Origin of the sequence: Moorella thermoacetica, assembly GCF_001267405.1 — a bacterium.
GTDB lineage: Bacteria > Bacillota > DSM-521 > Neomoorellales > Neomoorellaceae > Neomoorella > Neomoorella thermoacetica.
The window spans coordinates 397,894-412,943 of the sequence record NZ_CP012369.1; the positions used below are offsets into that span (position 1 = coordinate 397,894).

At 62.0% G+C, this 15,050-nt stretch carries 8 protein-coding genes; all 8 read left to right on the top strand.

Features of this window, described 5'->3' with window-relative positions:
* The first annotated feature begins 77 nt into the window (after positions 1 to 77).
* The 8 genes from MOTHE_RS02045 to MOTHE_RS02080 all read left to right on the top strand — a co-directional run bounded on the left by MOTHE_RS02045 (position 78) and on the right by MOTHE_RS02080 (position 14,687).
* Entirely contained in the window at positions 78 to 1,202 is a 1,125-nt protein-coding gene (locus MOTHE_RS02045) for a metallophosphoesterase family protein (protein ID WP_011392016.1), read from the top strand.
* The gene (locus MOTHE_RS02050; protein ID WP_053094610.1) at positions 1,202 to 4,786 is read left to right on the top strand and encodes an AAA family ATPase; all 3,585 of its coding nucleotides are present in this window, start codon (positions 1,202 to 1,204) and stop codon (positions 4,784 to 4,786) included. The genes MOTHE_RS02045 and MOTHE_RS02050 overlap by 1 nt, the downstream gene beginning before the upstream one ends.
* Before the next feature lie 181 nt (positions 4,787 to 4,967).
* The gene (addB, locus tag MOTHE_RS02055) at positions 4,968 to 8,423 is read left to right on the top strand and encodes a helicase-exonuclease AddAB subunit AddB (protein WP_053094611.1); all 3,456 of its coding nucleotides are present in this window, start codon (positions 4,968 to 4,970) and stop codon (positions 8,421 to 8,423) included.
* 9 nt (positions 8,424 to 8,432) lie between these two features.
* Complete coding sequence (locus MOTHE_RS02060; protein ID WP_011392019.1) at positions 8,433 to 12,650, top strand: UvrD-helicase domain-containing protein; 4,218 nt, start codon at positions 8,433 to 8,435, stop codon at positions 12,648 to 12,650.
* A 192-nt stretch (positions 12,651 to 12,842) separates the two neighbouring features.
* Complete coding sequence (locus MOTHE_RS02065; RefSeq protein WP_011392020.1) at positions 12,843 to 13,064, top strand: type II toxin-antitoxin system HicB family antitoxin; 222 nt, start codon at positions 12,843 to 12,845, stop codon at positions 13,062 to 13,064.
* The gene (locus MOTHE_RS02070) at positions 13,061 to 13,297 is read left to right on the top strand and encodes a type II toxin-antitoxin system HicA family toxin (RefSeq protein WP_011392021.1); all 237 of its coding nucleotides are present in this window, start codon (positions 13,061 to 13,063) and stop codon (positions 13,295 to 13,297) included. The genes MOTHE_RS02065 and MOTHE_RS02070 overlap by 4 nt, the downstream gene beginning before the upstream one ends.
* A gap of 49 nt (positions 13,298 to 13,346) precedes the next feature.
* Entirely contained in the window at positions 13,347 to 13,652 is a 306-nt protein-coding gene (locus tag MOTHE_RS02075; protein WP_162490020.1) for an ImmA/IrrE family metallo-endopeptidase, read from the top strand.
* A 219-nt stretch (positions 13,653 to 13,871) separates the two neighbouring features.
* Positions 13,872 to 14,687 (top strand): hypothetical protein, encoded by an 816-nt coding sequence (locus tag MOTHE_RS02080; RefSeq protein ID WP_011392023.1) that lies wholly within the window; start codon positions 13,872 to 13,874, stop codon positions 14,685 to 14,687.
* Positions 14,688 to 15,050 lie beyond the last annotated feature (363 nt).

Consider the following 15,050-nt stretch of genomic DNA (forward strand, 5'->3'; position numbering starts at 1 on the left):
GTCCTCACATTAATTAAATCCAAAAATGCTCCATATCAGATTTCGTATTTAAACCTTAAATATAGGAGGTGGCACTGTTGTTCCGCGTCCTGCACCTGGCGGACCTGCACCTGGGGTACCGGCCTGACCTGCCGGCACCGGTCCGGGAGGAGGTCTACCGGGCGCGCAACAGGGTTTTGCAGGCGGCCGTGGACCTGGCCCTGGACCCCCGGCAGGGAATCAGCCTGGTCCTCATCGCCGGGGACCTCTTTGACAACCACCGGCCGGAGGCTTCCCTGGTGGAGGAAACCATCCGCCAGCTAACCCGGCTGGAAGCCGCCGGCATCCAGGTGATAACGGTGCCGGGGAACCATGATGAGATTACATATAACGATGCGGTATACCGCCGGGAAGCCGGCCGCTGGCCGGGCCTCCTGGTGACCGATCCCATGCCGGCTAAAGTGGCTACCCTAAAAGTCAAGGGCGACACCTGTCACCTAATGGCCATGGCCTACACCGGCGGTGTGACCAGGGTTGACGGCCCGTTAAAGGCCTTCCCTCCGGCCGAGGGGGAAGGGGTGAACCTGGCGGTTTTCCACGGCTCCCTGGACTGGGACGGCGGGGAAAGGAGCTTGCCCCTGGATGGGGAAGCCCTGGCAGCCGCCGGGTATGACTACATAGCCCTGGGCCACATCCACCGCGGGGGACAAAGGAGGTTGGGCCGGGGACTGGCCGTCTACGCCGGCATGGTGGCCGGCAAGGGCTTCGCCGATCCCGGGACCGGCTCTTGGACCATAGTCACCCTGGGGGACGGCCCGGCCCGGGTGGAGCAGGTACCGGCCCGGGTAACGCCCTGGCGGCTCGTTGACCTGGACGTTACGGCTTTCCAGGAACCGGAGGAACTGGAGACGGCCGTCAGGGACGCCCTTGACCCCGGTGCCCTGATGCAGGTGCGCCTGACGGGCAGCCTCGCCTTTGATCTGGACCTTGAGGGCCTCCAGGCCCGCCTGGGTCACCCCTGCCCATACCTGGAACTGGTGAACGAAACGGCAGGATGGACGCCGGAAATCCTGGAGAGTATCGCCGCTGAACCAACCATCAGGGGCCTTTTTGTCCGCCGCCTGCAAGAAAAGCTTGCCGGCTCTGCGGGACCCGGGGAAGCAGAGGTGATCCGCCGGGCGATTTTTCGCGGCCTCCTGGCCCTGAAGGGGGGTAGCAGGTAATGCCAGCGGTAACCTGGCAGCGTCTGAGGCTGGCCGGTTTCGGCTGCTACCGGGAGGGGGTGACCGTTGTTTTCCAGGAAGGCCTCAACGTCCTCGTGGCCCCCAATGAAAAGGGCAAGTCAACCCTGGTTGCCGGCCTGGAAGCCGTCCTTTTCGGCCTCCCCAATAGCGGCAACCCGGAGGCCTTTGGCAGCGCCCGTTTTGCCAACCGGGAAGAGCCGGACCGGTTTGAAGGCGAGTTGGAATTCCTGGTGGACGGCCGGGCCTATGCAGTGAGGCGTCAATTTAATAATAACCGGGTGACCATTAGGACCAGGGGGGCTCATGGCTGGGAAGAGGTCTGGCGGGGGAGCCACAACCCGGCAGCCCACAAGCACAACCCGGTCTATAACGAGCACCTGGCTTCCCTACTGGGAATGACCTCCCGGGAACTCTTTGAAGCCACCTTCTGCCTGGGCCAGCCCCTGCCGGAAGGAAGGGCTTTAAGCAGTGAGGTGCAAAAGCTCCTTTCCGGCAGCGGCGGCCACTACCAGGAAGCCCTGAAAATGCTGGCTGACGACCTGAGGGCCCTGACCCGTTATTGCGGTGACCGGGGCGTGGGCAACAACGGGCGCAAGGATGCCCGGCTGGAGGAATTGCAGGCGGAGATTGACTCTTTACGGGCGCAGCAGCAGGCTACCGGCAGTACCATTGAAGAACTGGCTGCCGTGCGTTCCCGGCTCCAGGAACTGACGGCAGAGATTAAAGCAGTCCGGGTGCAACTAAAAAAACAACAGGACCTTCTGGCAGCCTGGGACGGATGGCGCGCCCTGCAATTGAGGTACAAAAGCGCCCTGCGCGAACAGCAGCAGGCCGGGGCGGTCCAGGAAAGAGCCCGGGAACTGGAGGAGAAGATCTGCCGGCACAAGGAGCTGGCGGCCCGGTCGTATCCCGAGTGGGCCGGCGCCCCGGCAGGTAGCGCCGGCAAACTCGACCGCCTAGCGGAGCTGGAGCAGGAAATAGCCCGCTTAAAGGGCGAGGCGGCGAACTGGGAGGCGCAGCTCCGGGATTTAAACGCGGAGCAGGAGGCATTAACAGCCAGGCTGCAGGGAGAACTGGCGGCGGTGGCTGATCACCCGGACATCCTGCGGGACCTGGAGGACCTGCAGAGCCTCCTCAAGGAGCGGGAGGAACTGGAAGGGCAGGTGCGTGAACTGGCGGCCCGGGCGGCAGAAACGGCTGCTGAGCTGGCCGCCCTGCCTGATTTCAGCTTGCTGGGAAACAGCCCGGCCACGGTCCTGGAGGGCTTGCAGGTGGCCGCGCGTCAGCTCCTGGAGGAATGGGGCCGCTTCCAGGAGCAGCAAAACCGCTATAAGGAACTGGAAGCGGAACTGGCGGGGGATCTGAGCTGTTTTGCCGGGCTGCTGCCGGAAAAGGAAACCCTGCTGGCCAACTACGCCGCCACCAGGCTCGCCCTGGAAAGGGAAGAGCAGGCGGCCCGGGACGCCTGCCGGCGCCTGGAGGAACAAAAGGCCGCCTACCGGCGCCGCGAGGAAGAGTTCCGGCGAGAATTCGGCGACCTGGAAGACCTGGGGGGGGAAGCCATCCAGGCAGCGACAGATAAACCCCGGATCCTGGAGGAATTACAGGCCAGGGAAGCAGCCAGGAAGGCGGCCCTGGCAGCCTGCAGGCGCAGGAGGCTGGCCACAGCCCTGGGCCTGGCGGGCGCCGGCCTGGTGGGGGGGCTGGTAACCGGCCTGGCCACCGGCAATTGGCTTCTCGCCCTAGCAACTGCCCTGGTCCTGGCCGGCCTGGGCTATGCTGCCGGATCTTACCTGGGCCGACCCGGTAGGGACATCCTGGACCTGACCGCGGCGATTACCACCCTGCAGGGGCGCCTGGCGCAGCTGGATGCTATCTTAGGCCCCTGGGCGGGGGCCACGGCGGCTGAACTGGGGGAGCTCCGCCAGCGCCTGCGGGAGCGGGATAGGGTCCGGGAGGAACTGGCAACCCTGGCCGCTTCTTTGCCCGGCACGGCTGAAGAAGAGGCGGCCCGGCAGGCTCTGGAGGCAGCAACCAGGGTTAGAAGCGATTTCCATACCGCTACCGCCGCCATCAGCGCCCGCTTTAGCGATGTGACGGCAGCCTACCGCCGTTACCTGACTACCAGGGAAGAAAAGCGGCGCCTGGCAGCTGAGATGGAATCATTTACCATAAAGGCTGTGGGAACACCGCCGCCGGCGGCTTTAACAGTACCCCTTGCCGGCCTGGGAGCCCCATGGCCGGGTCTTGCCTCCCTGGCGCGGCTGGCGGGGCAGGCTCCGGCCACGGTGGGCGAGCTTTTAACCTGGTTAAAGGAACTGGATCATGCCGCCTGGGAAGATTTCCTGGCCCGGGCGCGGCGGTGGGAAGAGTTGACGTATCTTAGCCGGCAGGTGCAAGAAAAGAGGGAGCAGCTCCTTAAACCGGATAAAGAGGGGCGGACGGCCCTGGAACGCCTGGCGAAGAAGATTGCCGCCCTGGAAAGACACGTGGCCCCCTTTACCGCGGCGATCGATCCCGGAGCCGTTGCCCCCCTCCTAGAGGAGGCGGGCAGGATAAAGGAACGCCTGGGCGAGCTGGCCGGCCGGCGGCAGGCCGCCGGGAGCCGGGTAAAGGATTTATGGGAGCAAATCCAGGAGCTGGAACCTGAGGCGGCCGGCTTGCGGGAAGATCTGGCCGCCATCCTGGCACCGGGCGGGGGAGGGGCCGGTAAAGCCCTGGAGCGCCGGCAGGCCTATGAACAATTGGCCCAGGAGTGGCAGGGCTGGCAGGAACAGCTGGCCGGCCTCCTGGGTGAAGGCGACCTGGAAGACCTGGCCACAGCTTATCTGGATGCTGCCAACCGGACCGTGGCCGTTCTGCAGGAATGGCAGGACCTGGTCCGGGAGCATCCGGGCCTGCCCGAACCCGGAGGGGAAACAAAAGGGGAGGAATTGGAAGAACAGTACAGGGCCCTCCGGGCAGGGATAATAGAAACGGAAGGCCGGTTACGGGGGCTGGAGGAAGAAGAACGTCAGCTCCTGCGCCGCCAGTCCCAATTGGAAGGCAGCCAAATCGCCAACATGGCCATTGTTGCCGAGACCCTGGCGGCCAGGGAAAAGGAGCTGGAGCGCCTGGAGCTGGAGGCCGGGGCCCTGGCCCTGGCCTACCGGGAACTGGCGGCCGCGGCCCGGGACTACAGCCAGAACTACCGGCGGGAGCTGGCCCGGACCGCCAGCCGCTATTTCAACCTCTTTACCGGCCACCGGGAACGACAAGTTGATATAACTGAAGATTTCCAGGTAGAGGTACGGGAAGCCGGGGTGGTTATGGCCCTGGCCCAGCTCAGCCGCGGCGCCCAGGATCAGCTCTACCTCTCCTTACGCCTGGCTATCGGTGACCTCCTGAGCGCCAACCTGACCCTGCCTTTTATCTTCGACGACTGCTTTGTCAACTGCGATGCCGCCCGCCGGGAGCGCATCCGGGAAAGCCTTGCGGCCCTGGCCCTCGAGCGGCAGTTGATTCTTTTATCCCATGACCCGGATTTTGCCGCCTGGGGGATGCCGGTGAAGATCGAAAAGTAAGGGCAACCTGTTAAGTTCTACTTTATGATCCTTTTGTCCATAAAACGGAGTGGGTACGGCGATGGTAGGTAGTGAAGGCGGCGACGCCCTTTAATAAGATTTAAACAGGGCCTTCAACGGGAGGTCCAGGGATGTTGAGGATGGTAAGACCGGTATTTTGGGTACAGGCAGGTGTTGACCTTTGGCTTTACGTCTGGTCCTGGGCCGCGCCGGGTCGGGCAAAACGCGCCTCTGCCTTGAGGAGATAAAGGCGATCCTGGCGGAGGGGCCGGCAGGCCCGGCCCTCATTATCCTCACCCCGGAGCAGGCCACCCTGCAGATGGAACTGGACCTGCACCGGGCGGCTGGTGTTCCCGGCTTCAGCCGGGTCCAGGTGTTGAGCTTTCGCCGCCTGGGCTGGCGAGTCTTCCAGGAAGCCGGCGGCGCGGCCCGGCCCCACCTGGGCGAGATGGGCAAGGCTATGGCCCTGCGGGCGGTAGTGAGCGCCCACCGGGACGACCTTGGCCTTTTCGCTCCCCTGGCCGGGAGCCCGGGCTTTATCGAGCAACTGGCCCACACCATCGCCGAGTTGAAGCTCTACCGGGTAACGCCGGCGGACCTGGACAGAATCCTGGAGAGGTACCGGGAGACAGGCCGCGAGCAAACCATCCTGGCCCGCAAGCTCCGGGACCTGGCCCTGGTCTACCGGGAGCTGGAGACTTACCTGGCGGGGCGCTACCTGGACCCCGACGACTATCTCACCCTCCTGGCCGGTCGGCTGCCGGAAGCAGCCTTTATCCGGGGAGCACGGGTTTGGGTCGACGGCTTTAATGGTTTTACTCCCCAGGAGGAGGCCGTTCTCCAGGCCCTGATGGCCGTCGCGGAGCAGGTAACCGTCACCCTGTGCCTGGACCCGACCTTGAGGCACCGGCGGCTGGGGGAGACGGAGCTCTTTCACCCCACCGGCGAGACCTATCACCGCCTGCGGCAGCTGGCCCTGGCAGCCGGGGTCCGGGTGGAAGACGACGTCTGCCTGGCGGGAACCCCGCCCCGTTTCCGGGAGGCGCCGGCCCTGGCCCACCTGGAAGCCCATTTCGGCCGCTGGCCCCTGCGGCCATTCCGGGGCGATGCGGCAGGCATCAGGCTCGTGGCCGCTGCCAACCGCCGGGTGGAGGTTGAGGCGGCAGCCAGGGAGATCCTGCGCCTGGCCAGGGAGGAGAACCTATCCTGGCGGCAGATGGCCGTCCTGGTACGGGACCTGGAGCCCTATCACGACCTTATCGTCAACACCTTTCGCGATTTTAACATCCCCTTGTTCATCGACCGCCGCCGGCCGGTGGGCCACCACCCATTGGTGGAACTGGTCCGGGCCGCCCTGGAGGCCGTCCTGGAGGACTGGGCCTATGATCCCGTGTTTCGTTATCTCAAGAGCGACCTGGTGCCCGTTCCCCGCGAGGAGATCGACCTCCTGGAGAACTACGTCCTGGCCCACGGCATCCGCGGCCGCCGGTGGCGCGATAGCCGGCCCTGGCAGTATGGAAATTCCCGGGATCTGGAAACCCCTTCGCCGCCGGGCAGTGCCGCCGGCGAAACCATTAACGCTATCCGGGAGCGGGCCAGCTGCCACCTGCGGCGCTTCGACGGGGCCCTCCGGGGCCGGCAACTGACGGGACGGGAGATAACCGCAGCCCTCTTTGACCTCCTGCAGGAGCTGGGGGTGCCGGAACGGCTGGCTGCCTGGAGCCGGCAGGCGGCCGCTGCCGGGGATCTGGACGCCGCCCAGGAACACGAGCAGATCTGGGAAGGCCTCATGGACCTCCTGGAGGAACTGGTGTTAGCCCTGGGCGATACTTCCCTGGAGCTGGAGGAGTATGCCGCCATCCTGGATACCGGCCTGGAGAGCCTGAAGCTCCGCCTCATCCCCCCGGCCCTGGATCAGGTAGTCGCCGGTACCCTGGACCGCTCCCGCCAGCCGGAACTCCAGGCGGCCTTTGTTCTGGGGGTCGGTGAAGGGGTCCTGCCGGCCCGGCTGCCCGAGGACGCCACCTTCAGCGACCGGGAAAGGGAGGAACTGCGGGCGGCCGGCCTGGAGCTGGCCCCTACGGGAACCCTGCGTCTCTTCCACGAGGAATTCCTGGCCTACCTGGCCCTGACCCGCTCCCGCCGCTACCTGTGGCTGAGTTACCCCCTGGCCGACGCCGAGGGCAAAGCCCTCTCTCCCTCGCCCCTGGTGCGCCGCTTGCGACAACTGCTGCCGGGCCTTAGGGAAGAGACCGCCGGCACGGAGCTCCCCGGGGGCGACGACGACCTGGTTTACCTGACCACGCCACGCCAGGCGGCCGGCCACCTTGCGCGCCTCCTGGGCCGGGGTCGGCCCCTGCCACCCCTGTGGCAGGAGGTTTACCGCTGGTTGCACCAGGACGCCAGGGGACAAAAAATGCTGGGCCTCCTGGAGGGAGGGGGGTATCGCAACCAGGTGGACCCCCTGGAACCGGAGTTGGCCCGGGGCCTCTACCCCCGGCCCCTGCGGCTCAGCATCTCCCAGCTGGAGACCTTTGCCGGCTGCCCCTTCCGCTATTTTTTAAGCTACGGCCTGGGGTTACAGGAACGCCGCCTCTACCAGGTGGACCCTGCCGGGATGGGCCAGTTCTATCACGCCGCCCTGAAGCTATTTGTCGAAGAGCTGGGCCGCCGGGGCCTTGACTGGGGCCGGCTCAGCGACAACGAAGCAGCGGCCATCATCAGCCAGGTCGTTGACAGCCTGGCACCTGCACTGCAGCATGAGATCTTGAGCAGCAACGCTCGCTACGGCTACCTGCGGAAAAAGCTCGAGCAGACCCTGCAGCGGGTAATGGAGGTCCTCAACGAGCATGCCCGGCGGGGCGAGTTTCGTCCCCTGGCTGTGGAAACGAGTTTTGGCTGCCGGGGGAAGCTGCCGCCCCTGCAACTGGACGCCGGACCCGGCCGAAGAGTTTTCCTGGAGGGGCGGGTGGACCGGATCGACGTGGCCCGGCGCCAGGGGCGCCCCTACCTGCGGGTGATCGACTACAAGAGCAGCCCCACCACCCTGGACCTCACAGCCGTCTATTACGGGCTGGCCCTGCAGTTGCCCCTCTACCTGCGGGCGGCCCTGGACGCGGCCCCGGAGTTGCTGGGGGAGGCGGCCGAGCCGGCCGGCATGCTTTACTTTGCCGTCAGGAACCCCCTGATCCGGCAAAGGGGCCCGGTTGGAAAGGAGGCCGCCGCCAGGCTCCGCCGCCAGGAATTGAAGATGCGCGGCCTGCTCCTGGACGATGTGGAAGTGATCAAGCTTATGGACCGGGAGATAGCAGCCAGCCCGGACCTGCTGCCGCTCCGCCTGAATAAAGACGGCAGCCTGCGCAAGGGCGCGCCGGTGGCCGGCCGGGAGGAGATGGCGCTCCTTTTGGACCTGGCCCTGGCCAGGGCGGCTGAACTGGCCGGCGCCATCCTCTCCGGCCGGGTGGAGATCAGCCCCTACCGCCGGGGCCAGGAAACAGCCTGCGATTTTTGCCCCTACCGGCCGGTATGCGCCTTTGACCCCCAGATCCCGGGCAGCGGTTACCGCCGCCTGGGAAACCTGCCGGGGGATTTCTGGCAACTGGCCGCCGCTTTTCTGGGGAGCCAGATGAAAGGGTGATTCCTTAAGGTGACTGCAACGGGCAAACGCGAGTGGACGCCGGATCAGCTAGCCGCCATCAGGGCCCGTCGGGCCAACATCCTGGTGGCCGCCGCTGCCGGGGCCGGTAAGACGGCCGTCCTGGTGGAGCGGATTATCCAGCGGCTGACTGACCCGGAGGACCCCGTCAGCCTGGAGAACCTGCTGGTGGTGACCTTTACCGAAGCGGCCGCCGCCGAGATGCGCCAGCGCATCGGCGCCGCCCTGGAGGCGGCCGTGGCCAGGGACCCCGAAAATGAGGCCCTGCGGCGCCAGCTCCTCCTCTTAAACCGCGCCCATATCAGTACCATCCACTCTTTCTGCCTCTGGGTCCTGCGCACTTACTTCTACCGCCTGGACCTGGACCCGGGCTTCCGGGTCATGGACCCGGCCGAAGTGGACCTCATGCAATTGGAGGTCATGGATCGGGTCTTGGAGGAGGCCTTTGCCGCCGAACCGGACGGCGGCCCGGTTACCGACCTGGCCGACAGCCTGGGGGGCCGCGGTGACGCCAACCTGGTGGACCTGGTGCTAAGGGTCTGGGAATTCAGCCGCAGCCTGCCCTGGCCGGAAGCCTGGCTGGAACAGGTGACATCCTCCTACAAGGTAACTCCGGAAACTCCCCTGGAATCCCTGCCCTGGTACGGTGAACTCCGGCAAATGATCACCCTGGAGCTGCAGGAAGCGGCCTGGTACCTGGAACAGGCCCGGCAGGCGGCCGCCGCCCCCGGCGGCCCGGCCGTTTACCTGGACAACCTGGAGAACGAAAAGGAACAGGTCACGCGGCTCCTGGAGGAAGTGGGGGACCTCCCCTGGGAGGAACTGAACGCTAAACTGGCAGCCGTCCATTTTGGCCGGCTCAAGGCCGCCCGGGGGGAGGATGTGGACCCCGTCCTGAAGGAAAGGGCCGGCAAGCTGAGGAACCAGGCCAGGGACCTCCTGTATGCCTTAAAAGAGGACCTCTGCCGGGATGAGGCTGCCGTCCGGGCCGAGCTGGAACGGTCCGGTGAGCTGGTAGCCACCCTGGTCGGCCTGGTCCGGCGCTTTGACGCCGCCCTCCGGGAAGCAAAGGGCCGCCGCAACCTGATTGATTTCAGCGACCTGGAGCACCTCTGCCTGCGGGTACTTCTGGACGAGGGCGCCGGCCCCGGCCGGCTGCAACCCTCGGACGTCGCCCTGGAGCTGCGGCAACGGTTTGCCGAGGTGCTGGTGGACGAGTACCAGGATATCAATACCGTCCAGGACGCCATCCTGGCCCTGGTTTCTCGCCAGGACGTAGCTGAAAACAACCTCTTTATGGTCGGTGACGTCAAGCAGAGTATCTACCGATTCCGCCTGGCCAACCCGGATCTTTTCCTGGCCAAGTACCGGCAGTACCCGGAGGGAGAAGGGGGGCCGAACCGCCGCATCCTCCTTAAGGCCAACTTCCGTAGCCGCCAGGGTGTGGTGGACGGGGTGAACTTTATCTTCCGCCAGGTCTTCTCGCCCCTGGTGGGGGAACTGGAGTACGACGCCGCCGCGGCCCTGGTGGGCCGGGCCGGGTACCCGGAGAACCCGGCGGCAGCAACCCCGGCGGTGGAGGTCTACCTCCAGGAGGGTAAGGTGGCAGCTGGCACCGGGGCCGGGGGAAGGACAGACCTGCCGGAGGCCGTTGGCGCTGGCAAGGGAGGGAAAATTAGCGGCGGTGCCGGGTATGGGGAAACCTTATCCGGATACGGGGCCGCCTCACCTGGCGGGGAAACTGGCGCACCGGACCTGGAGGATTTAACGGCCCTGGAGAGGGAAGCCCTGCTGGTGGCCCGGCGTATCCGGCGCATGGTCCGGGGCACCCCGGAGCGGCCCGGGCCGGAGTTCCAGGTCTGGGACCAGGAGAAGAAGGAGTACCGGGACCTGACCTACCGGGACATAGTTATCCTTTTGCGGGCTACCAGGGACCGGGCGCCGGTTTTTCTGGAGGCCCTAAAGCAGTATGGTATACCCGCCTATGCCGACCTGGGCAGCGGCTATTTTGCCGCCACGGAAATCGAGACCATCCTCTCCCTCCTGCGGGTCATTGACAACCCTCACCAGGACATTCCCCTGGCGGCCGTCCTGCGCTCACCCATAGTGGGCTTATCGGCCGGAGACTTGGCCCGCATCCGCCTGGCGGCCCCGGGGGAAGACTTCTTTACTGCTGTGGTGAAGGCGGCGGGAGCGCCACTGCTGCCTTTCACTGCCAGGGAGTCCGCCGCTCCTTCCTCCACCGCTACGGGATCAGGGGGGGCTTTAGATAACCAGCCTGGTCAGGACCCGGTCTGCATCGCTCCCTATATCGAAGATACCCAGGAACCGTGGCGCGACGATCATCCCGGTCCAGGGGCGGCGGCCGGCAAGGCCGTCCCGGGTAAGGACCGGGACCTGGCTTCCCTGCTGCGAGAATTTTTAGCCCGCCTGGAGCGGTGGCGTACCCTGGCCCGCCGCCAGCCCCTGGGGGACGTTATCTGGCAGCTTTACCGGGAGACCGGTTACCTGGAGTTCGTCGGCGGCCTGCCCGGCGGGGCCCAACGCCAGGCAAATTTACGCGCCCTCCTGGACCGGGCGCGCCAGTTTGAAGGCTTCGCCCGCCACGGCCTCTTCCGCTTTCTGCGCTTTATCGAGCGGCTGCAGCAGAACGAGGGCGACCTGGGAACGGCCCGGGCCCTGGGAGAGAACGAGGATGTCGTCCGGGTCATGAGCATCCACCGGGCCAAGGGACTGGAGTTTCCGGTGGTCATTGTCGCCGGCCTGGGCAAGGGCTTTAACCTGCGCGACCTTTCCGGCGACTTTCTCCTCCACGGCCGGCTGGGCCTGGTGCCCTTGTACCTGGATGCCGCCGCCGGCATTAAATACCCCACCCTGCCCTACCTGGCGACCGGCCACCGCCTGCGCCTGGAAGCCTTGAGCGAGGAACTCCGCATCCTTTATGTCGCCCTGACCAGGGCCCGGGAGAAACTCATTCTGGCCGGCACGGTCCGGGACCTGCCTCGCCAGGCTGAAAACTGGTGCGCCAGCCTCTTCCTGCCCGGCGAGCAATTACCACCTGTGCTCACGTCCCGGGCGGGTAACCCCCTGGACTGGCTCCTGCCGGCCCTGGCCCGGCATCCGGATGCTGCCGCTATCCGGGACCTGGCCGGGGTAGGCGGCGGTCATCTGTTGCCCGACCCCTCTTCCTGGCAGGTGGAGGTGGTAAGGGGAGGAGAGTTGCCGGACCGGGGGAGTGAGGAACCTGGGGTACAGGTTCGGGTAACGGCCGGGTATCAGGGAACAGAATCGGCCGGGCAGCAGGAGAACCCCGGCCTGTTATGCAGCGGCTGGCCTGGTGGCAGTAGGGAACTTGCGGGGGCCGTAACCCCGGTACAGGAAACCGCCGGTAAAACCGTTGCCCCTCCAGGCAGCAACATTGCAGAAGCCGGGGTGGAACCAGGTGTATCTCCGCCTGCGGGTGCAGTTTCGCCGCAGGATGAAACCGGCCCCACCTGGCTGCAGCAGGAAGTGGCCCGCCGCCTGGCGTGGACCTACCCCCGGCAGCCCCTCACGGCGCTGCCGGTTAAACTCACCGTAACGGATTTAAAACGGCGTTTTGACGTTTTTAACGAAGGCGAGACCCCCTTGCGGCCGGGGGAGAACACCTTCACCCGCCGGCCGGCTTTCCTCCAGTCCCACCAGGGCCTTACCGCCGCCGAGCGCGGCACCGCCACCCACCTGGTCCTGCAGCATGTCGACCTGAGCCGGCCGGTGACGGGAGAAAGCCTGGCCGGGCTGCTGCAGGAAATGGTAGAGAGGGAGATCCTGACGCCGGAGCAGGCTGCCGCCGTCGATATCAGAGCTATCGTAACCTTTTTTGCCGCCCCCCTGGGGAAACGCCTCCTGGCCCGGTGGGAGCAAGTAAAGCGGGAACTCCCCTTTTCCCTGGCCGTGCCCGCTGTCGAGCTCTACCCCGGCCTGCCGGCGGAAGCGGCCGCTGGCGAGATCATCCTGGTCCAGGGCATCATCGACTGTCTGGTCGAGGAGGAAGACGGCTTTTTGCTCCTGGACTTCAAGACGGGCCGAATCCCCCCCGATCCCCTGGCCGCCTACCGGGAGCAGGTACGCTTCTACACCCGAGCCGTAGAAACAATTTTTAACCGGAACGTTAAAGAAGTCCACCTCTATTTCCTTGACGGGGGCGTGGATTTTAAGGTAACAAGTTGATTTCCTTAATACCCTGTGGTACTATAACTTTGAATGGGAAAAATTGAAAATGTAAGTAGGATTGAATTGCAAGGTGGTAATAATCCCCCCCTCCTGGTGGTACCGCAACACCCCGCCAAGTGACGTGGAGCTGGAGGAGGAATTTTAGAAAACCGCTAACGGGAAAAGGAAAAAAAGATAGAGGCGATAAAATTGGCATCTCACTGTTTCCTAGTTGTAATCGAACAAGACGAAGATGGCAAATACATTGCTTCTGTACCCTCTCTTCCCGGCTGCCATACCCAGGCGGATAACCTGGCTGAATTGGAAGAGCGGGTTCAAGAAGCAATCAAACTTTACCTTAACGAAAACAGCGATTTTATCCCTGCACCAGACAAATTTATAGGCATCCACCAGGTTGAGGTGCAGGCGTGAGAAGGCTTGCTATTATTTCTGCTGAGGATATGGAACGCATATTAATCCACTTGGGCTTCGAGCGAAAAAGGCAGGTAGGAAGCCACGTCATGTTTGCCCATCCCGATGGGCGCTGCACAGTTGTTCCCTTCCGCAAGGGAGAAGATTTAGCCAGAAGTTTAATCAGAAAAATCCTCCGTGATGTAGACATATCCCCGGAAGAATATGAAAAATTAAGGCAAGAAATTTTATAAGAAACCTGCTACTCAATAGTTGTAGCAGGTTTTGGCTTATTTTAGCGATATGACATTTTTCGACACCGTTTTGCAAGGACAAGCGGTGAGCCCTATGGACTATATTAAGCAATCTGTTAAACAGCTTGTAGAAAAATATAAAACCAATGACCCCTACCGCCTGGAGCAGGATATGGGTATCGACGTAGATGAATTTCCTTTTCGCCGGATTAAGGGGAAGGTTGCCATTGTCCTTAACTCCAACCTCACGGAATGGCTGAAACGCGTCGTTTTGGTGCACGAATTGGGACACAGGCAATTGTCTCCGCAGGGGGCGGGATATTTTTTCCTTGCAGAACACACCCTGATGGAATAGAGTATGAAGCCAACAGATTTACCGTAGAATTGATTACCTGGGACGAAGAGCCGGAACTAAATGAAACCCTGGAACATTTTGCGACTGGTTGGGTTGCCAGTGGAAATGCTGCGTATAAAGTGAACTCGTAATAAAAAGGGGGAGACGATCCAAACTTTAATAAATCGATCAAACTTTAGCTAAACCACTAAAAACATTAGAAGGAGGCTAACATTTGCCATGAAATCTTATTTAACCCGCTTAATCGTTATTATTATGATTTTGGGGATCGTGATGTACGTAGCTGGATGTAGTAGCGCCAATACCACTTCCACTTCAAAAGCAACTCAGGAAGTCTTGAAAAACGATAAATTAGCTGAACTAACCACTGAACCGGATAAATTTAAGAATTATCCGGTGGAGCTAACTGGGAAAATTTTTACTGCCCCTGAAGTAAAAGACGGGAAAACCGCATTTCAAATGTGGGGCGACCCTCAAAAAAGCGAATTTAATGTGGTAGTTTATTATAATGGCACATCAAATGATATTAAATCTGATAACTACGTTAAAGTTAAAGGGACAGTAAAAGGGAAATTTGAGGGTTCAAATGCTTTCGGGGCCAAAATTACTGCTGTTGCAATAATGGCGGATGCTGTTGAAAAAGTTAATCCAGTTGATATTATTGCTCCTGCCAAATTAAAAATAGATGTGAATAAGGCCGCTAACCAAAAGGGTTACTCTATAACATTACAAAAAGTCGAATTTGCAGACAATGAAACTAGAGTATACTTAGCAGTCAAGAATGAGACCAACAATAAAATTTATTTCTGGGAACATAGCGCAAAGGCGCTTCAGAATAATAAACAATTGGATGTTAAAATGAATTTTGATTATCCTAGGGTACAGCCGGAAATTTTACCTGGCGTAGTCAGCGAAGGCGTTGTGGTTTTTCCTGCGCTTGATATAAACGCAAAAAGTGCCACGTTTGTTTTTGAGGGTTCTTCTGATGATTTTAATATACGAATTAACCCAATGTCGTTTGACGTTTCGTGGTAGCTATCTTAAAGTAAGTTAGTTGTGTCCTTATAGTTGCGGATAGAGTTTCTGCCTAAATCTTATCGCAACCCGATCCTCTCCCCGCCCTGCCTACTAAAGGCCTGGAACAGCTAGGCCGTTTCTATTGAAATCGTTGTATGGGTCTGGGAGTATGCTGGATTACTAGAGCCATGCAACGGTTTCCCTTCGGTGGGTTGCCAAAAGCGGTAATGGACCACCGCTCTGGAGGTCTTTTATAGTGGTCGAGTAGAGGTATGCCTTGCGGCATACCTCTACTCGACCACCTTACCCAGATATCCTCTGAATACGGTATTCACCCATCCATCCTTAACTATAGAAATGGTAGCTGCAGGGTTCTTTTTT